We start from the raw sequence: 19,761 nt of genomic DNA on the forward strand, positions 1-19,761 counted from the left end.
AGTGCCTTCATTTCTTGCACCTGCATCAGGGCTCTACGCGCACCACACAATTGCGCCCGGCATGCTTGGCCCGGTACAGCGCTTCGTCCGCCGCACTGGCCATGGTCAGCGCATCCAGCGCCTCATCCAGTTGCACCACCCCGGCACTGAAGGTGCACTGCAAATCGCGTGGCTGCGCCGGGTAGAGAATGTCGGCAAAGCGCCGGCGTATTTCGTCCAGCACCTTGTGCGCCGCATCCAGCGCGGTATTGGGCATGACTATCGCGAACTCTTCGCCGCCATAGCGGCCAATGAAATCGGTCTTGCGCAAGCGTTGTTTGAGGAACAGCGCCAGGCTCTTGATCACCCGGTCGCCCATGGGGTGGCCGTGACGGTCGTTGATCTTCTTGAAATGATCGATATCGAGCATGGCAAAGCTCAACGGTTGCTGTTCACGGCGGGCGCGGAAGCTGCAGTCTTCCAGCAGTTGCAGGATGTGGGTGTGGTTGTACAACCCGGTGAGGCTGTCGCGCACCATGCGCGCCTTCAGGTGCCGGGCGCGGGCGGCGCGGTTGCGCACGGTGGTGATCAGGTGGCGTGAGCGAAATGGCTTGGTCAAAAAATCATCGCCGCCTTCGCTCATGGCATCCAGTTGCTTGTCCAGGTCGTCCTCGGCCGACAGGTAGATGATCGGCACGCTCACATAACGGTCGCTGTGGCGGATCACCTTGGCCAATTCCGGACCGGTGCAGGCAGGCATGTACAGGTCGAGGATAATCAGGTCGGGCTGGAAGTCGGCAAGCTCGGCCATGGTGCGGATCGGGTCGGTCAGGCTGCGGGTGACCATGCCGGCGCCGGCCAGCACGCGCTCGGTGTACAGGGCCTGGGTGCGTGAGTCGTCGATGATCAGCACGCGTAACGGGTCGTGCGGGGTGGCGTTGGTCAGCAGTTCGACCTTTTCCAGCAGGCTGGATGCCTCCAGGCTGCCGGTGAGAAAGTCCTGACCACCCGCACGCACGGCGGCCAGACGGGTCGGGGTGTCGGCTTCGTGGTGGCTGAAGAACAGCAGCGGAACAGGTTTCGCCAGCCCCAACTGCACCTGGGCGGCAAGCAGCAAGCCTTGGCCTGCACCGGTGAAGTCGACGTCCATGATGATGGCCGAGGGCGGGTATTCGCTGAGCGAGGCGCAAAACGCTGCAGCGCTGGGCAGTGCTTGCACCACCAGGCCGAAAAACTCCAGTTGCTGGGCCAGACGTTGAGCCCGCTCGTGGTCCTGCAGCAGGATGTACACCGGCTTGCGCAGGGGCGGCAGCAGTACCTGGTCGAGCGGGTCATCCTTGCGCAGTCCGCTACGTGTCAGCTGTTGGGCGGGGCACTGCGGGCTCGGCTCGACTGCTTTGCTCATGTCCTGGCTACTTATAAGTTGGGGTGTGCAGGGGCAATGATGGCTCTATGCTAGCAGCTCTTTTCAAATACGTGACTGCCCTGAATCAACAAAGCGGCCAGAACGAATATTCAGTTACTGACTGATTGGTCGCTTATGCGTACGGTGGTGTCTGCTTTATAGTGCTGCCACACGGGCTTGCCGTGGCACCCTGGCGTTGGCCTGTGGTCCAAGCCCCTGAACCGTCGTGACTGATTAAGGACAAAGCCATGCTGGACTGGAAAAACCGCGAGGCCAAAGCCGAGCCCCGCGAGCGTGTCGATGGCCGCGGCGCTGCCGCCCGTAGCTACCTTGGCGGCCTGTGGAGCCGTGCCCTGGGGACCCTGATCGGGTTGTACCTGCTGGTGTGCATCGGCCTGGGCTGGTATTGGAGCCAGGAGCCGGATCTGTTCCCGGTGCAGCAGAATGCCCAGGCTGCCGCTGAGCGCGGTGGCCAGCAGATGGTGGTGGGCTACACCACCATCGAAACCCTCAAGACCGTGGCTGGCACCTTGCTGAACAAGCCGGGCGGCTACATCTCCAACGACCGTTTCCCGCCTGGGCTGTGGATGGACAACATGCCAAGCTGGGAATACGGCGTGCTGGTGCAGGTGCGCGACCTGTCGCGTGCCCTGCGCAAGGACTTCGCCCGTTCGCAGTCGCAGTCTACCGAAGACGCCGACTTGGCCAAGGCCGAGCCGCGCTTCAACTTCGACAACAAAAGCTGGATTTTGCCATCGAGCGAGTCGGAGTTCGAAGAGGGCATCAAGTCGCTGACCCGTTACCAGACCCGTCTGGCTGCCGGTGACAAGGGTGCGATCTTCTACACCCGTGCCGACAACCTGAACAACTGGCTGGGTGACGTGGCCACCCGCCTGGGCTCGCTGTCGCAGCGCCTGTCGGCCAGCGTTGGCCGGGTCAAGCTGAACACCACGCTGAAAACCGAGTCGGTTGTTGCCGGCCAGGCGCCGCAGGTGGATGAAGAGCTGGTTGAAACCCCGTGGCTGCAGATCGACAACGTGTTCTACGAAGCCCGTGGCCAGGCGTGGGCGCTGTCGCACCTGCTGCGCGCCATCGAGGTGGACTTTGCCGACGTGCTGGCGAAGAAGAACGCCACGGTCAGCGTGCGCCAGATCATCCGTGAGCTGGAAGCCTCGCAAGAGCCGCTGTGGAGCCCGATGGTGCTCAACGGCAGTGGCTTCGGCATGTGGGCCAACCACTCGCTGGTCATGGCCAACTACATTTCCCGAGCCAACGCCGCGGTCATCGACCTGCGTCAGCTGCTGTCTCAGGGTTGATGATGGCTATCGGCCCAAACGAGGCCGCCCACCGGGCGGCTTCCGACCGCGAACTGGTCAGCTGGGTAGACGAAGCCGACCAGGTGCTGGGTGCGTTGCCCCGTGCCGAACTGCGCGAGCGTGGTTTGATCGGGCGTTGCACGTTCATTCTGCTGTTCAACAGCGCCGGTGAGCTTTGCGTGCACCGGCGTACCCTGAGCAAGGCGCTGTACCCGGGGTACTGGGATGTGGCTGCGGGTGGCATGGTAACGGCCGGGGAGAGCTATGCCGACTCGGCAGCGCGTGAGCTGGCCGAGGAATTGGGCATCGAGGGCGTGGAGCTGCGGTTTCATGAGCGCTTCTATTTCGACCAGCCCGACAACCGGTTGTGGTGTGCGGTGTATTCGGCGGTCTCGGACGCGCCGTTGCGCTTGCAGCCAGAAGAGGTGATCGAGGCGCGCTTTGTCAGCCTGGAACGGGCTGAAGACGAAAGCCTGACCAAGCCATATTGCCCAGACTCCTTGGCGGCGCTACAGCGATACAAGGCCAGCCTGAGGTAAAGCTGGGGCTGAAAAGCAGCCCCATTGGCCGGATAGTCGCAAAACATTCGCAAAATGCCGCAATCCAGTACTTAGCAACCGCCACATTTATCGTTAAACTGCGCGCCCTTTTCGGGCTGCTGCAAGTCTTGCAGCAGTAGCGCCGCCCCTGCCAGAGTGGGGCTTCGCGGTCGGCCTCTACCCCAAGGCACGACCAGTTTTTGTCCTCAGCACAGAGGAACAAAAGTGGCCAAGAAAGCTTCTTCCTTTTCCGCCCTTGGCGGTCTCGTGTACTCCACCGATGCCGGTCGGCACTGCCCCGACTGTGGCCAGCCGGTGGATGCTTGCGTTTGCAAGCAGCAAATCATCCCCGAAGGTGACGGCATTGCCCGTGTACGCCGTGAGAGCAAAGGCCGTGGCGGCAAGACCGTGACCACCGTCACCGGCGTGCCGCTGCCGCCCGACCAGCTCAAAGAACTGGCGACCACGCTCAAGCGCCGCTGCGGTACCGGTGGCGCCCTGAAGGACGGGGTGATCGAGATCCAGGGCGACCATGTCGAGCTGTTGATCGGCGAGCTGACCAAACAGGGTTTCAAGGCGAAAAAGTCCGGCGGCTGAGGCCATCGCGCGATTTTTTGCCCAGCGCTTTCTAAACTCGTTCGCGTGGTCAGGGTCTATGCCTGAGCACGGATGAATCGTCATTTTCAGCTTTTACACTCGCTCCGCTGCCTGCGGGGCAGTGTCTTCGACTTATCTATAGGGGACTTGAATGTCCGTACGACGCACACGCAAAGACGATGGTAGCCAATGGACCGTGGCCGACAGCCGCAGTGTTTATGGCATCCGCCATTGGGGCGCTGGTTATTTCGCCATCAATGAAGCCGGGCGCGTCGAAGTGCGCCCCAACGGCCCCAAGAGCGCGCCGATCGACTTGTTCGAGCAGGTCGACGAACTGCGTCAGAGCGGCCTGTCGCTGCCCTTGCTGGTGCGCTTCCCTGACATTCTGCAGGACCGCGTTCGCCAGCTGACCGGCGCGTTCGACGCCAACATCGCGCGCCTGGAATACCAGAGCAAGTACACCGCGCTGTACCCGATCAAGGTCAACCAGCAGGAAGCGGTGGTGGAAAACATCATCGCCACGCAAAACGTGTCCATCGGCCTGGAAGCCGGCTCCAAGCCTGAGCTGCTGGCGGTGCTGGCGCTGGCGCCGAAAGGTGGCACCATCGTCTGCAACGGCTACAAGGACCGTGAGTTCATCCGCCTGGCGCTGATGGGCCAGAAGCTGGGCCACAACGTGTTCATCGTCATCGAGAAAGAGTCGGAAGTGGCCCTGGTGATTGAAGAGGCCGCCGAGCTCAAGGTGAAGCCGCAGGTCGGCCTGCGCGTGCGCCTGTCGTCGCTGGCTTCCAGCAAGTGGGCCGATACGGGTGGCGAGAAGTCCAAGTTCGGCTTGTCCGCTGCCCAGTTGATCTCGGTGGTGCAGCGCTTCCGCGATGCTGGCCTGGATCAGGGTATCCGCTTGCTGCACTTCCACATGGGCTCGCAGATCGCCAACCTGGCCGACTACCAGCACGGTTTCAAGGAAGCCATCCGTTACTACGGCGAGCTGCGTGCGTTGGGCCTGCCGGTCGACCACATCGACGTTGGCGGTGGCCTGGGTGTGGACTACGACGGCACCCACTCGCGCAATGCCAGCTCCATCAACTACGACATGGACGACTATGCCGGCGTGGTGGTGGGCATGCTCAAGGAGTTCTGCGACGCGCAGGGCCTGCCGCACCCGCACATCTTCTCCGAGAGTGGCCGTTCGTTGACCGCGCACCACGCCATGCTGGTGATCCAGGTCACCGACGTCGAGAAGCACAACGACGACGTGCCGACCATCGAAAACAAGGAGACCCTGCCCGAGACCGTGCAGTGGCTGGTCGACCTGCTTGGCCCGACCGACATCGAGATGGTGACCGAGACCTACTGGCGCGCCACCCACTACATGGGTGACGTGGCGGCGCAGTATGCCGATGGCAAGATTACCCTGAGCGAGAAAGCCCTGGCCGAGCAGTGCTACTTTGCTGTGTGCCGCCGGCTGCACAACTCGCTTAAAGCCCGCCAGCGCTCGCACCGCCAGGTGCTGGACGAACTGAACGACAAGCTGGCCGACAAGTACATCTGCAACTTCTCGGTGTTCCAGAGCCTGCCGGACACCTGGGCCATCGGCCAGGTGCTGCCGATCATCCCGCTGCACCGCCTGGACGAAGAGCCCATGCGCCGCGCGGTACTGCAGGACCTGACCTGCGACTCGGACGGCAAGATCAACCAGTATGTCGACGAGCAGAGCATCGAGACCAGCATGCCGGTGCATGCGGTGAAGGAGGGCGAGGATTACCTGCTGGGCGTGTTCCTGGTCGGTGCCTACCAGGAAATTCTGGGTGACATGCACAACCTGTTCGGTGATACCGACTCGGTGAACATTTACCAGAATGCCGATGGCAGCGTGTACCACGCCGGTATCGAAACCCACGACACCATCGAAGACATGCTGCGTTATGTGCACTTGTCGCCGGAGGAGTTGATGACCCACTACCGCGACAAGGTGGCCAGTGCCAAGATCACAGCGCGTGAGCGGACGCAGTTCCTGGATGCCTTGCGGCTTGGGTTGACGCGGTCGTCGTACCTGTCGTCGTAAGCCTTGAGGGCTGCTCCTGCAAAAGCCTGTATTGCTTTTGTGGGAGCGGCCTTGCGTCGGGCTAGGCCGCAAAGCGGCCCCGGCATTACTGAATCCACTCACCCTTCTGCTGCAACCGCCATCCCACCCACCCCAGCGTCACTGCCCGCAACCCCATGAACCCGAGAAACGCCAACCACAATCCGTGGTTGCCGAACCCGCTCATGCCCACCGCCACCGGCAGCGCAATCAGTACCGACACCAACATCGCATTGCGCATCTCCCGCGCCCGCGTCGCGCCGATGAACAACCCGTCCAACAAATAACTCCACACCGCAATCAACGGCAGTACCGCCAGGTAGGGCAAATACGGATAAGCCGCTGCCCGCACACTGTCGATGTCGGTCTGCAAGTCGATGAACAGGTGCCCACCCAGCAGGAACAGCCCGGCAAACCCTAGGCTGGTGATCAGCGACCAGCCACAGGCGACCACCAGCGAACGGCGCAAAGTGTCGCGATCACGGGCGCCAATGGCATGACCGCACAGTGCCTCTACCGCATGCGCCAGCCCGTCTAGCGCGTAGGCCGTCAGCAGCAGGCCGTTGAGCAGCAAGGCGTTGGCCGCCACGGTGGCCTCACCCAGACGTGCGCCCTGCACGGTAATCAGCAGGAATACCAATTGCAGCGCCAGACTGCGCAGGAAGATGTCGCGGTTTACCGCCAGCAATGGCCGCCAGGCCTGCCAGCGTTTGAGGGCCGTCCACACGACCTGCCCTGGGTAGGCCCGCAGGGCCGGGCGGGTCAGGGCCAGGCCCAGCAGTGCAGCACTCCACTCGGCAATCACCGATGCCCGTGCCGAACCCACTACACCCCAATCCAGCCCTAAGACGAACCACAGGTTCAGGACGATGTTCAGCAGGTTGGTGGTCAGCAGGATGGCCAACGGTGCCCGGGCATTTTGGGTACCCAGGAACCAGCCAACCAGTGCGTAGCTGGCCAGTGCCGCGGGCAAGCCCAGCAGGCGAGTGTGGAAGAACGCTTCGGTGGACTGCTGCAGGGCTGCGCTAGGTTGCATCGCCTGCAGTGCCAGCTGGCTGAAGGGCAGGGCCAGCAGGCCGATCAGCAGTGCAAAGCCGACGGCCAGCAGCAGCCCTTGCACCAGCACCTGACGCAACGCCGCACCGTCGCCTCGGCCGGCGGCCTGGGCGGCAAAGCCGGTGGAGCCCATGCGCAGGAAGCCCATCAGGCCGACCATGAAGGTGAACAAGGTGGCGCCCACGGCGACAGCGCCCAGTTGGTGGGCGTGGGGGAGGTGGCCGATGACCGTGCTGTCGACCAGCGCCACCAGCGGCACGGAGATGTTGGACAGGATCATCGGCGCGGCCAGCGCCCAGACCTTTCGGTGGGTGGGGCGGTGGTGCCAGTCGGTGGTCAGTTGCGACATTGGATTCCTTGGTCAATCGGGGGCCGCTTCAACGAATGCCACAGTGTAACGAGCAGGCAACCATTTAGCGCGACCATGGTCTCACCTGGCGCGCAACGCCGGGTGCTGCACCTGACCTTGCGCTATAGTTGCTGCCCTCATGTACACGCTGCCAAAGAGTTCCTACTCCATGTTCAACAAAGGATTGTTGCTGGCCTGCGCGCTGGCCTTGCTCAGTGCCTGTGACTCTTCCACGCCGGGCACGCCTGCACCGGCCGAGAAACCTGTCGCTACAGCGCCCGCCGAAGCCCCGGCAGCCAAGCGCGAAGACCCGGCCGTGCTCGCCAAGCACTACGAGGGCCGCGAGCTTACGCTGCTGGATGTTTCGGAAGTGCAGCTCGACGGCGCGGCCACGTTGTCGATCAGTTTCTCTGCACCGCTGGATGCCAAGCAGGACTTCGCCACCAAGGTGCACCTGGTCGACACCGTCAAAGGCAAGCTCGACGGCGCCTGGGAACTCTCCGACAACCAGATGGAGCTGCGCCTGCGCCATCTGGAGCCGCAGCGAAAGCTGGTGCTGACCGTCGACAAGGGCTTGCTCGCGGTCAACGGCAAGCAACTGGACAGCGAGTCGATCACCCAGCTGGAAACCCGCGACATGCAGCCGACCATCGGCTTTGCCAGCCGCGGCTCGCTGCTGCCCACGCGCCTGGCCGAAGGCCTGCCGGTGATTGCCCTGAACGTCGACAAGGTCGATGTCGAGTTCTTCCGGGTGAAGCCGGAAATGCTCTCGACCTTCCTGGCCAGCTGGGGGCGCAACAGCAGCCTGTACTACTACCAGTCCAAGGAAACCCTGGACATGGCCGAACTGGTCTACAGCGGCCGCTTCGACCTCAACCCCGCCCGCAACACCCGCGAAACCGTGCTGCTGCCCATTGCCGGCATCAAGCCGTTGCAGGACCCGGGCGTGTACCTGGCGGTGATGCGTGCCTCGGGCACCTACGATTACTCGCAGCCGGCGACCCTGTTCACCCTCAGCGACATCGGCGTGTCGGCGCACCGCTACCGCGACCGCATCGACGTGTTCGCGCAGGCGCTGGAAGGCGGCAAGGCGCTGAACGGCGTCAACCTCGAAATCCATGACGAGAAGGGCAAGCTGTTGGCCCAGGCCAGCACCGATGGCAAAGGCCACGCCCAGCTGCCGATCACGCCCAAGGCCGATACCCTGATCGCCACCCAAGGTGTGAACACTACCCTGCTGCGCCTGAACACCGCCGCCCTGGACCTGGCCGAATTCGACATCACCGGCCCCCAGGCCAACCCGCTGCAGCTCTTCATTTTTGGCCCGCGTGACCTGTACCGCCCGGGTGAAGCCGTGCTGCTCAACGGCCTGCTGCGCGACCAGGACGGCAAGCCCGTCAAAGCCCAGCCGGTGAGCGTGGAAGTGCGTCGCCCGGATGAACAGGTGAGCCGCAAGTTCGTCTGGGAAGCCGACAGCAATGGCTTGTACCAATACCAGCTGCAACTGGCCACCGAAGCCCCGACCGGGCGCTGGCAGTTGCTGCTCGACCTGGGCGGCGGGCGCAAGCAGGTGTATGAGTTCCTCGTTGAAGACTTCCTGCCTGAGCGCCTGGCCCTGGAGCTGAAGGGCAGCAGCACGCCACTGTCGCCGGAGGAGGATGCGCGCATCGAGGTCAATGGCCGTTACCTGTATGGCGCACCGGCTGCCGGTAATCGCCTGAGTGGCCAGGCTTATGTGCGTCCCCTTCGCAAGGCAGTGCCTGCGCTGCCGGGCTACCAGTTTGGCTCGGTCACCGAAACCGAGCTGAACCAGGACCTGGAACTGGACGAAGTCACCCTCGACCAGGCCGGCAAGGCGGTGGTCGACATCGAAAGCCGCTGGGCCGAAGCCCGCTCGCCGCTACAACTGACCGTGCAAGCCAGCTTGCAGGAGTCGGGTGGCCGTCCGATCACCCGGCGCCTGGAGCAGCCGATCTGGCCAGCCGAGCGCCTGCCGGGCCTGCGTGGCCTGTTCGATGGCGAGGAAACCGATAGCGACGGGCCGGTGGAATTCGAGTTCCTGGTAGCCGACCGCGATGGCAACAAACTGGCGGCCAACGACCTCAAGGTGCGGTTGATCCGCGAGCGCCGCGACTACTACTGGAACTACTCGCAGAGCGACGGCTGGAGCTACGCCTACAACGAGAAATTCCTGACCCAGAACGAAGAGACCGTCAGCGTCAAGGCGGGCTCCACCGCCAAGCTGAGCTTCCAGGTTGAATGGGGCCCTTACCGCGTCGAGGTGGAAGACCCGCAAACTGGCTTGGTTTCCAGCGAACGCTTCTGGGCCGGCTACCGTGCCCAGGACAACGCTGAAGGCGGTGCCGTACGCCCCGACCAGGTCAAGCTGGCGCTGGACAAACCGTCCTACGCCGACGGTGCCACGGCCAAGGTCACCGTCACCCCGCCTGCCGCAGGTAGCGGCTACCTGATGATCGAGTCCAGCGATGGCCCGCTGTGGTGGCAGGAAATCGACGTGCCTGCCGAGGGCAAGACCTTCGATGTACAACTGGATAAAGCCTGGGCCCGCCACGACCTGTACATCAGCGCGCTGGTGATCCGCCCGGGTGAGCGCAAGGCCAACGCCACGCCCAAGCGATCGGTGGGTGTGCTGCACCTGCCGCTGGACCGCGCCGAGCGCAAGTTGGCGGTGAGCCTGCAGGCACCGGAGAAAATGCGCCCGAAACAGCCGCTGACCGTGAAGGTGAAGGCAGCCAATGCGGATGGCAGCGTGCCCAAGCAGGTGCATGTGCTGCTGTCGGCGGTGGACGTGGGCATCCTCAACATCACCGACTTCAAAACCCCCGACCCGTTTGCCAGCCTGTTCGGGCGCAAGGCCTATGGCGCCGACCAGCTGGACATCTACGGCCAACTGATAGAGGCCGGGCAGGGCCGCCTGGCCAGTCTGGCGTTCGGTGGTGACGCGGCCATGGCCAAAGGGGGCAAGCGCCCTAATACCACGGTGACCATCGTCGCCCGGCAGAGCCTGCCGGTGACTCTGGATGACAAGGGTGAGGGCGAAGCTACGGTCGATATCCCGGACTTCAACGGCGAGCTGCGGCTGATGGCTCAGGCCTGGACCGAAGAACACTTCGGCATGGCCGAAGGCAAGACCGTGGTTGCCGCACCGCTGATTGCCGAACTGTCGGCGCCGCGCTTCCTGGCCGGAGGCGACCGCACCCGTCTGGCGCTGGACTTGGCCAACCTGTCGGGCCGCGCTCAGCAGCTGAATGTTGAAATCACCACCGAAGGGCAGCTTAGCCTCGTGGCCAGTGCCGTGCAGAACGTAGCCCTGGCCGAAGGCCAGCGTTCGACACTGATGATCCCGGTGCAGGCCGAGGGCGGCCTGGGGCAGGGCAAGGTGCATGTGCGGGTCACTGGCCTGCAACTGCCAAACGAACCGACCACCGCGTTTGAGCGTGAGTGGACGCTGGGCGTACGCCCTGCCTACCCGGCGATGCTCAAGCACTACCGCGTGGCCCTGAAAGAGCAGCCGTGGACCCTGCCCGACGCAGACCTGGCGGCCTTCGAACCTGCGGGCCTGGAAGCCAGCCTGGCCTTGTCCAGCCGGCCACCGCTGAACCTGGCCGAGCAGATTCGCGCCCTGGAAGCCTACCCCTACGGTTGCCTTGAGCAGACCACCAGTGGCCTTTACCCGTCGTTGTACGCCGATGCCGACAGCCTCAAGCGCCTGGGCATCAAGGGCGAGCCGGCGGACGTGCGCAAGCGCAAGATCGAGATGGGCATCGAGCACCTGTTGGGCATGCAGCGCTACAACGGCAGCTTTGGCCTGTGGAGTTCGGACAGCGAAGAAGAGTACTGGCTGACTGCCTATGTCACCGACTTCCTGCTGCGTGCCCGTGACCAGGGTTACGGCGTGCCGGCCGAGGCGCTGAAGAAGGCCAGCGAGCGCCTGCTGCGCTACCTGCAAGAGCGCAACCTGATCGAAGTGGACTACAGCGAAAACGCCGACCACACCCGCTTCGCCGTGCAGGCCTATGCAGCGCTGGTGCTGTCGCGCAGTCAGCAGGCACCATTGGGTGCGCTGCGTGGCCTGTTCGAGCGCCGTGCCGATGCCCGTTCCGGCTTGCCGCTGGTACAACTGGCAGTGGCACTGGACAAGATGGGCGACAAGCCGCGAGCCGAGCAGGCTTTGCAGGCGGGCCTTGGCATCAGCCGTGGCAAAGGCTGGATGGCTGACTACGGCAGCGCATTGCGTGATCAGGCGTTGATCCTGGCCTTGTTGCAGGAGAGCAATCTGGCCAGCAGCCAGGTCGACCAGCGGCTGTTCGCCTTGTCGGACGAACTGGCGGCCAACCGCTGGTTGTCGACCCAGGAGCGCAATGCACTGTTCCTTGCCGGCCGTGGCCTATTGGGCAAGCCGGAAGGCAAGTGGCAGGCCCGCCTGGACAGCGCTGGCGAGGTGCGCGAGTTCAACAATGCCGAGGCCGGCATGAAGCTGGAAGGGCCGCTACTGGCCTCGCCGCTGAGTGTGCGGAACGAAGGCAGCGAGACGCTGTACCAGCAACTGACCTTGTCCGGTTACCCACGCCAGGCACCGGCAGCCGGCGGCAATGGTATGCAGATTCGCCGAGAGTACCTGGGCATGAATGGCCAGCCGCTGGACCTGCACAACTTGCGCAGTGGCGACCTGGTGCTGGTGCACCTGGCGCTCAAGGCCGAAGACCGCGTGCCGGATGCCTTGGTGGTGGACTTGCTGCCGGCAGGCCTGGAGCTGGAAAACCAGAACCTGGCGCAAAGCGCTGCCAGCCTGGACAACGCCAGCAGCGCGGTGAAGGAATGGCGCGAGTCGATGCAGAACGCCAGCGTGGTGCACCAGGAGTACCGTGATGACCGCTACGTTGCCGCGCTCAAGCTCGACAGCTACGGCACCACCCACCTGCTGTACCTGGCGCGGGCAGTGACCCCGGGCACCTACCGCGTGCCGCCGCCCCAGGTTGAGTCGATGTACCGGCCAAACCTGCAGGCCGTTGGGGACGGGCAAGGGGAGATGACCGTAAAGGCTCCCTAGAAACCAGCCCTGCGCTCCCACAAGGTCGCGCAGGGCAGTTCAAAAAGTCAGTGAATCACCCAGCTCATCACCCACAACCCCAGCACCAGCCAGATGATCCCGAGGATGATCGAGGCGCGCATGAACGCGCGGATGGCCGAGTACAGCAGCATCAGGCCGACGATCAGGGCCAGGATGCTGAGCAGCGAGGTGTCCATGCCCAGCGTGCGCGCCAGGCCGTCGATGAAATTGCCACCCGCATTGGCCAGCAGGTTGAACAGACCGCTCAACGCGTCGACGATGAAGCGAATCAACGACCCCAATGCCTGGCCCAGCCACTCGAAAAAACCTTCTACATGCATAGTTGCTTCCTGATGAACGATTCGGCGAGGTTGCCGTTCCCAAGCCTTTGGCCATCACCTGGCCAGGTCGGTTCCCGATGCCAAGCTTAGCGCGGCCGCGCACGCGTGCGGGCAAGTGGTTGCGTGCCACAGTGGTCGGTGTGCTGTTGCTGTTTGGTCTGCTGTGGCTGGCCGACCGCATCTGGCCGCTGCCCCTGCCGGGCGACGACCTGGCCAGGGTGGTGCTGGCCGAAGACGGCACACCGTTGTGGCGCTTTGCCGATGCTGATGGCGTGTGGCGCTACCCGGTCAGCCCCGACGAGGTCTCGCCGTTGTACCTGCAGGCACTGCTGACCTATGAGGACCGCTGGTTCTACCACCATCCCGGGGTCAACCCCTTGGCCCTGGCTCGCGCTGCCTGGCTGAACCTACGCGGCGGGCGCGTGGTGTCGGGTGGCAGCACGTTGTCGATGCAGGTGGCACGGTTGCTCGATCCGCATGACCGCACCTTGGCCGGCAAACTGCGCCAGCTGTGGCGGACGGCGCAGCTGGAATGGCATCTGTCCAAGCGCGAAATCCTGCAGATCTACCTGGACCGCGCACCTTTTGGCGGCACCTTGCAGGGCGTGGCTGCTGCCAGCTGGGCGTACCTGGGCAAATCACCCATGCACCTGACCCCGGCCGAGGCCGCGTTGCTGGCAGTGCTGCCCCAGGCACCCAGCCGGCTGCGTCCGGATCGCCACCCGGGGCGTGCTCAGCGTGCCCGCGACAAGGTGCTGCAACGCCTGGCCGAATACCAGGTGTGGCCTGCGCAGCAAATCCGCGAGGCAGCCGAGGAACCGCTGGTGCTGGCGCCACGTCAGGAGCCAGCCTTGGCGCCCTTGCTCGCCCGACGGCTGAACAGCGCCGACAGCCCACCGCTGATCCGCACCACCCTTGATGCGGCACTTCAGCGGCGCCTGGAAGACCTGCTGTTGGGCTGGCGTGCGCGCCTGCCGGAGCGTACCTCGGCAGCCATCCTGGTGGTCGAGGCGCAGACCATGGCGGTGCGTGCCTACCTGGGCTCGATCGATCTGGCCGATGAGCGGCGCTTCGGGCATGTCGACATGGTGCGCTCGCTGCGTTCGCCCGGCTCCACCCTCAAGCCGTTCCTCTACGGCATGGCGCTGGACGATGGCCTGATCCATTCTGAATCGTTGCTGCAGGATGTGCCGCGCCGCTATGGCGATTACCGCCCCGGCAACTTCTCCATGGGTTTCAGTGGGCCTGTGTCGGCCAGTTCGGCACTGGCCCTGTCACTCAATCTACCCGCGGTGCAGTTGCTGGAGGCCTACGGCCCGAAACGCTTTGCCGCGCAACTGCGCATGGCGGGCATGCCGCTGATACTACCGCCGCTGGCCGAGCCGAACCTGTCATTGATCCTGGGCGGTGCTGGCAGCCGCCTGGAAGACTTGGTGGGTGGCTACGCAGCGCTGGCACGGGGTGGCAGCAGTGCGCGGGTACGCTTGCAGCCACAGGACCCTCTGGTGGAGCGGCGTCTGCTGTCACCGGGGGCCGCGTGGATCATCCGGCGTATTCTCAGTGGCCAGGCGCGCCCCGATCGTGACCCGCATGCCGAGTTGGTGCAGCGCCCGCAACTGGCCTGGAAAACCGGCACCAGCTACGGCTTTCGCGATGCCTGGTCGATTGGGGTGGGGCCGCGCTATCTGATCGGTGTGTGGATTGGGCGGCCCGATGGCACACCGGTACCCGGGCAATTCGGCCTGGCCTCGGCGGCACCGCTGATGCTGCAGGTGCATGACCTGCTGAGCAACCGGGACAGCCAGCGCGGCATCAACGTGCCGGTGGAGCGGGTGCCGGCGAATGTGGGGGTGGCGGCGATCTGTTGGCCGCTGGGCCAGCCGATGAGCAAACAGGACCCCAACTGCCGGCGTCAGCGTTTTGCCTGGACACTGGACGGCACCACGCCGCCCACCCTGCAAGCCGCTGATCAACCGCTGGGCCTGGGCCTGCGTGAAAGCGTGTGGGTCAACGAGCAGGGGGGGCGTGTGGATGGCAGCTGCCCCGGTGCCAAGGCCCGTGACATTGCCTTATGGCCGGCACCGCTGGAACCCTGGCTGCCCCGCATCGAACGGCGCGCGGCGCGGCTTCCGGCCATCGACCCGGCCTGTCCACCGCAGGTGCCGGCCAGCGCGCCGCCGCTGTCGATCGTCGGCGTACGCCCAGGTGACAACTTACGTCGCCCGGCCACCAGCAGCGAGCCGTTGCAACTCTATGTATCGGCCTTGGGCGGCGGCGGGCGGCGCTGGTGGTTCCTCAATGGCCAGCCCTTGGGCGAAACCCAGGGTCAGGACAGCCTGCTGGTGCGCTTGCCGCAGTCCGGACAGGCCGAGCTCAGTGCGCTGGATGAAAGCGGCGAGACGGCGCGGGTGGCGTTCCAGGTCAGCGAGTAGGCGTTCGACGGCACTCGGGCCAGCACCTACGCTTGCAGATAACGGGTGTGACCGGCTGGCGCCCCGCAAACCAAGGGAACATGGAGCGCCCTATGCGTCCTCTGGCCGTGCCCCTGCTGTTGTTGCCTTGGGCGCTTGCTGCCCACGCAGAACCGTTGCCGGGTTTTCTCGACAGCCATGAATACGAACGGCGCCTGCCTTCTGCCAACCTGCCGATAGAGGCCTACCGCCCTATCAGCCCCAACCTGAGGTTGGCCGGGCCGGTTGGCGAAAGACTTGACTGGGCACCTGCGGACACGCCCGTCGTTGTGCATAAAGTGCGTTTCGTGGGCGGCACGGTGTTCCCCCTGAGTGATCTGCGCGAGCACTACCAGCCGCTGGTCGGGCGCCAGACCACGTTGGGCGAGTTGCAGCAGTACACCCAGCAGCTAACCCAGCGCTATCGGCAGGAGGGTTACCTGCTTGCCTATGCCTACCTGCCACCGCAGGATGTGGCCGAGGGCCGGGTGAATGTGGTGCTGGTCGAGGGTTACATCCGCGAGTACCACGTTGACGGTGATATCGGCCCGGCCAGCGACTATCTCCGGCAGCTATTGGCACGCCTTGAGGCTGAGCGCCCGCTGACCCGCGAAACGCTAGAGCGCTACCTGGGGCTGGCAGGGCGCCTGCCCGGCGTGTCGATAGAGGCTGAACTGGCGATGGCACGAACCGGTGACGGTGCGGCCCTTTTGACCGTGCATGCGCGGCACAAGCCGTTCAGCGCCGCTGTTACTTTGGCAGACTCCAGTCGCGATGATGGACAGGCGCTGCTGACGGCCACCAGCAATGCCCACACCCGCTTTGCCGAACAGTTCCAGGCCAGCCTGCTACTGCCCCCGGGCGATGACCAGGTGCATTACCAACGGCTGGATTACAGCCAGCACCTGGACGAGGCCGGCAGCCAACTGTTGTTGTCGGCTTCGCGCTACCGCAGTGAGCCGGGCACGCGAACCCGCCTGGACGATGGCCGCGACATCACCCGCGAGCGTGACAGCCAACGCTATGCGATAGGCCTGCGCCAACCCGTGATTGTCAGGCCGAATGAATGGCTGGCCGTGCAGGGGCACTTGTATTCGGTCAGCGAACATGTCGAAGAGCGGCAGTCTTCGTCACGCGACTACGACACTTCTGCGCGCGCGCTGTCTTTCGAGGGCGACTGGCGCAAAGTGGACGGTAGTCGCCTGCGCATTGTCAGTGCCGGGGTCTACCAAGGCCTCGATTACCTGGGCGCCCGCAGTGATGCCGACTACGACATAGACTTTTTGCGGTTCAGGTTGTCGGGGCTGCAAAGTGACCCGCTGTCAGCGAGTTGGCAGGGGGTAGTGTCCGGCGCGTTGTACTGGAGTGATGACCGGCTGCCCGATAGCGAACGGGTTGGGTTTGGTGGGCAGAGCTTCGGGCGTGGCTATCCCCGTGATCAGGCCGACGGAGACAAGGGTTGGGGTGTGGCTTATGAGGTGAGCTACAGCATGCGGGGTAGCAGGTTGGCGCTGGTACAGCCCTATTTGGCAGTGGATGCGGCGCAGACCTGGCATAACCGGGGATCGGTGGAGGATGCCCACCTGGCTTCGGCGGCTCTTGGCGTGCGACTGGGGGATAGACGTTTTTTCAACGTTGCACTGGAGGTGGCCAAGCCGTTGGCGGATGTGGCCTTGGATAGCCTGGACCGTGGGCCGCGCTTTACCTTGAGCGTTGGTCTTGAAATGTAGAGGGCCGCTTTGCGGCCCCGGCGATGTTGAAGTACTCACCTAATGGGTGGTGAACCGCAGGTGCAGCGGTGAAGAGCTGGGTGTCAACGCAAGTGCCAACTGAGTGCGGTTGTGCATGTGGGTCAGGCGCAGTACCTGCGACACATACAGCTTCACCGTGTTTTCGGTAATGCCCAGTTCACAGGCAATCTGGTAGTTGGTCTTGCCCTTGCTCACCAGCCGCGCCACTTCAAGTTGCCGTGGCGACAGCTTCTCGAACGCCGCCGGTAGCTCGCTCTCACTGTCTTCCACATCGCTGGCGCGTCGGTGGGTGCCTTGGCCTCGGGCCTTTTCCAGGTCCTGGTACAGCTCGTCCACCGAGTCGGCCAGATCCTGCAACCGCTGGTTCAACCCGCCCAAGGCGCGGACGTTGCGCTGGCGCTCTTGCAGGGCCTCTTCTTGGCGGCGCACGCCTTCGAGCAGTTCATCGAGGTCCATGGGCTTCTGGTAGTAATCGGCAAAGCCTTCACGCAGGGCACGGATCACATCCTGTTTATCCGCGCGCCCAGTCAGCATGATGGCTTCGAACATGCGCTGCCCGGTGATTTCCTTCAAGGCGCGGACCAGTTCGATGCCATCACGCTCGGGCATGTGCAGGTCGCAGATGATCAGGCCAATGGCCTCGTCGGCCAGGTAGCGCTCAAGGGCTTCGTCGGTGGAATGGGCCGGCAGGCAGTGGTAACCCTGGGTTTCAAGAAACTCACACAGCTGTTCGACGATGACTGGCTGGTCATCGACCACCAAAATCTTCACATCACTGAAAGGTCTGGACACGATCAACTCCCTGTTCGTATGCGGCCCTGCTCCCGGGCCAGACGCTCTGGCAGCTTAAAAATAGTCGCACTTCGCGATTATGTACAAGGCGTGTACAACAATCGGACCACAGGCGTGTCTATTGGATCCATACGGCCGTTAGAAGAAAACCTGCTAACACATAGGGTACGAATGCCTGTTTGTCGCCCATCTCTTCGGTCAGGGCCTGCAAACGCTTCTTCACTTTAGGGTTGAGCAGCGTCCACAGGCGCCGACGGGTAAGCAGCCACACCAGCACACTGACGCCGGCACCGATGAAGGTGCCAAGCACGTATTGCGGGCTGGTCGCCAGGGCCAGTGCGCCCATCAGCTTGACGTCGTCGGCACCGAAGCGGCCAAGCATGTAGCCAGGCAACGTTAGCAGCATGACGATCGCCAGCGCCCAGCCAGCATCGCTGGCATCGGCACCGATCCAGCTGTGGCCGGTCGCGAACAGCCAGACCAGGGCGCCAGTTGCAACGCCCAGGGTCAGCAAGTTGGATATCTGGCGTTGACGCACGTCCTGTTCGGAGCACAAGGCAAGCCACAGCAGGAGAACAATGCTTTGCATTGGCAGGTCGCCTTTCCCAAATGTTGAACACATCTACCCGGTCAGTCAGGTTTCCTTAAGTGAAGATAGACGGGAACCTGCGGGCGAGTGGGCGGGAAGGGGAAAAAGGCGTGGTCGAAGTGGATTTTGTCGTTCTTGACACTGTTCAAGTGTGGGCGCGGCCCTTCGCGACGCAAGACCGCTCCCACAATCATAAGCGGCGGCTTATTTCTTGCTACCCGGCGGGTAGTTGGCCAGCACCTTGGTCACGGTGTTGTGGATGGCGCTGTTGCGTTCCTCAGGGCTTGGCGGGTAGTTGTTCATGATTTGCTCGGCACTGCCGCGCCACACCAGCTTGCCATCACGCCCATCGAACATGTCCACCTGAATGGTGGCGACCTTGTAATCGACGCTGCGTGTTTCGTTGTACATAGGGCCACCCCAGTAACCGCCCCAGTAGCCACCCCAACCTCCGCCATAGTTGGTGGTGATCTGCTGCTGACGCTGCTCGACGATCAGGTAGGTGCGTACCGTCAGGTCAGGCCGTGCGCCACCCTGGACAGGGCGCAGGCCGCGCTGGTCGAGTTGGTCGGCGACCGCCTGGCGAATCCGCTGTTCGGTGAGGTCGCTCTTGATGCGTGGGTCGTCCGGGCGGTATTGCAGGCCCGGCTCTTGCCATGCCCAGCTGCGGTAGGCGGCAAAATCGCGGCTGGCATCGAAATCCTGCTGGACGTTATTGCTGGAGCAGGCCGCGAGCAATAACGCGAATGACAGTAGAACGAGACGGCGCAACATGATGGTTCTCCGTTAGCAATTAACTGGGAGGATAGCCGCTGAGCGCCTTGTGCACAGAATCGCGCAGGGCGCTTTCGCGTTCACGCGGCGAGTCCTTGTCGCTGCCGCTTTCGGCGCTGGCGCTCCACACCGGCTGGCCGCTGCGGGCGTCGTACAGGTCGATGCGCACCACCATCACCTCCACCTCGTAGGTGCGCACGATGGGTACGCTGGCATAGCCCGCGTAGCCATGGCGATAACCGCCATAGCCGACACCACCGTAGGGGTAGGGGCCGTAGTAGGGGTCGTAGGTGTCGTAGTCACGCACTTGGCGCAAGCGTTTTTCCAAGCGCATGTCGGCACTGACCAGCAAGTCGCCGGAAGCCCCTCGGGCAGGGCGCAGGCCATGTTGGTCGAGTGCCCCGCTGACGGCATCGGCCAGTTGCGCCGGATCGGCATTGGCCGAGCCGCTGGGCAGTTGGCCGTTGCGCCAGCTCCAGCTGCGGTAATGCCCATAGTCGCGGGCGGGTGCCGGGTAGGCACTGGCGTCGAAGGTGGTGGCCGCCTGGGCGGGGGCCGGCGGCAGCGGACGGCTGCTGGCCACATACGGGTTGCTGCCCTGGCAGGCAGCCAGTGCAAGCGGCAGCAGGGCCAGGCACAACAGACGGTACGGCATGTATTCCTCCCGGC

The 19,761-nt window shown here is 63.9% G+C and carries 14 protein-coding genes; 7 read left to right on the forward strand and 7 right to left on the reverse strand.

All coding sequences use genetic code 11. The features are described 5' to 3' along the window. Positions 1-25 precede the first annotated feature (25 nt). Positions 26-1,384 (reverse strand): diguanylate cyclase, encoded by a 1,359-nt coding sequence (locus tag QQL85_RS23225; RefSeq protein WP_284356746.1) that lies wholly within the window; start codon positions 1,382-1,384, stop codon positions 26-28. Between the two features lie 248 nt (positions 1,385-1,632). On the opposite strand from QQL85_RS23225, the gene QQL85_RS23230 reads away from it, so the two are divergent. The 4 genes from QQL85_RS23230 (at position 1,633) to speA (ending at position 5,901) form a co-directional block, all read left to right on the forward strand. Next, on the forward strand, positions 1,633-2,700 hold the full coding sequence (locus QQL85_RS23230) for a DUF2333 family protein (protein WP_284356745.1): 1,068 nt from the start codon (positions 1,633-1,635) through the stop codon (positions 2,698-2,700). Between the two features lie 2 nt (positions 2,701-2,702). Beyond that, the gene (locus QQL85_RS23235; protein ID WP_284356744.1) at positions 2,703-3,239 is read left to right on the forward strand and encodes an NUDIX hydrolase; all 537 of its coding nucleotides are present in this window, start codon (positions 2,703-2,705) and stop codon (positions 3,237-3,239) included. Positions 3,240-3,464: 225 nt separating this feature from the next. Further along, positions 3,465-3,836 (forward strand): translation initiation factor Sui1, encoded by a 372-nt coding sequence (locus QQL85_RS23240; RefSeq protein WP_284356743.1) that lies wholly within the window; start codon positions 3,465-3,467, stop codon positions 3,834-3,836. A gap of 151 nt (positions 3,837-3,987) precedes the next feature. Next, entirely contained in the window at positions 3,988-5,901 is a 1,914-nt protein-coding gene (speA, locus tag QQL85_RS23245) for an arginine decarboxylase (protein ID WP_284356742.1), read from the forward strand. Between the two features lie 85 nt (positions 5,902-5,986). Here speA and QQL85_RS23250 read toward each other — a convergent pair whose 3' ends face one another. Further along, entirely contained in the window at positions 5,987-7,324 is a 1,338-nt protein-coding gene (locus QQL85_RS23250) for an MATE family efflux transporter (protein WP_284356741.1), read from the reverse strand. 169 nt (positions 7,325-7,493) lie between these two features. On the opposite strand from QQL85_RS23250, the gene QQL85_RS23255 reads away from it, so the two are divergent. After that, entirely contained in the window at positions 7,494-12,395 is a 4,902-nt protein-coding gene (locus QQL85_RS23255; RefSeq protein WP_284356740.1) for an alpha-2-macroglobulin family protein, read from the forward strand. A 47-nt stretch (positions 12,396-12,442) separates the two neighbouring features. Here the strand turns inward: QQL85_RS23255 and QQL85_RS23260 are convergent, their stop codons facing one another. Beyond that, entirely contained in the window at positions 12,443-12,736 is a 294-nt protein-coding gene (locus QQL85_RS23260; RefSeq protein ID WP_016715405.1) for a hypothetical protein, read from the reverse strand. Between the two features lie 77 nt (positions 12,737-12,813). Between QQL85_RS23260 and pbpC the strand changes: the two genes are divergently transcribed. Both pbpC and QQL85_RS23270 read left to right on the forward strand, forming a co-directional pair. Further along, positions 12,814-15,168, forward strand: coding sequence for a peptidoglycan glycosyltransferase PbpC (gene pbpC, locus QQL85_RS23265; protein WP_284356739.1), 2,355 nt, complete (start codon positions 12,814-12,816; stop codon positions 15,166-15,168). A gap of 92 nt (positions 15,169-15,260) precedes the next feature. Next, positions 15,261-16,916, forward strand: coding sequence for a ShlB/FhaC/HecB family hemolysin secretion/activation protein (locus tag QQL85_RS23270; RefSeq protein WP_284356738.1), 1,656 nt, complete (start codon positions 15,261-15,263; stop codon positions 16,914-16,916). Between the two features lie 39 nt (positions 16,917-16,955). Here QQL85_RS23270 and QQL85_RS23275 read toward each other — a convergent pair whose 3' ends face one another. The 4 genes from QQL85_RS23275 to QQL85_RS23290 all read right to left on the reverse strand — a co-directional run bounded on the left by QQL85_RS23275 (position 16,956) and on the right by QQL85_RS23290 (position 19,747). Beyond that, entirely contained in the window at positions 16,956-17,729 is a 774-nt protein-coding gene (locus tag QQL85_RS23275) for a response regulator transcription factor (protein WP_284356737.1), read from the reverse strand. A gap of 118 nt (positions 17,730-17,847) precedes the next feature. Then, positions 17,848-18,318: an A24 family peptidase gene (locus tag QQL85_RS23280; protein WP_284356736.1), complete on the reverse strand. Its 471-nt coding sequence runs from the start codon at positions 18,316-18,318 to the stop codon at positions 17,848-17,850. 204 nt (positions 18,319-18,522) lie between these two features. Further along, entirely contained in the window at positions 18,523-19,092 is a 570-nt protein-coding gene (locus QQL85_RS23285; protein ID WP_284356735.1) for a DUF4136 domain-containing protein, read from the reverse strand. Positions 19,093-19,111: 19 nt separating this feature from the next. Next, complete coding sequence (locus QQL85_RS23290; RefSeq protein ID WP_284356734.1) at positions 19,112-19,747, reverse strand: DUF4136 domain-containing protein; 636 nt, start codon at positions 19,745-19,747, stop codon at positions 19,112-19,114. Positions 19,748-19,761 lie beyond the last annotated feature (14 nt).

It is taken from the genome of Pseudomonas putida (assembly GCF_030159595.1).
Lineage (GTDB): Bacteria > Pseudomonadota > Gammaproteobacteria > Pseudomonadales > Pseudomonadaceae > Aquipseudomonas > Aquipseudomonas putida_AC.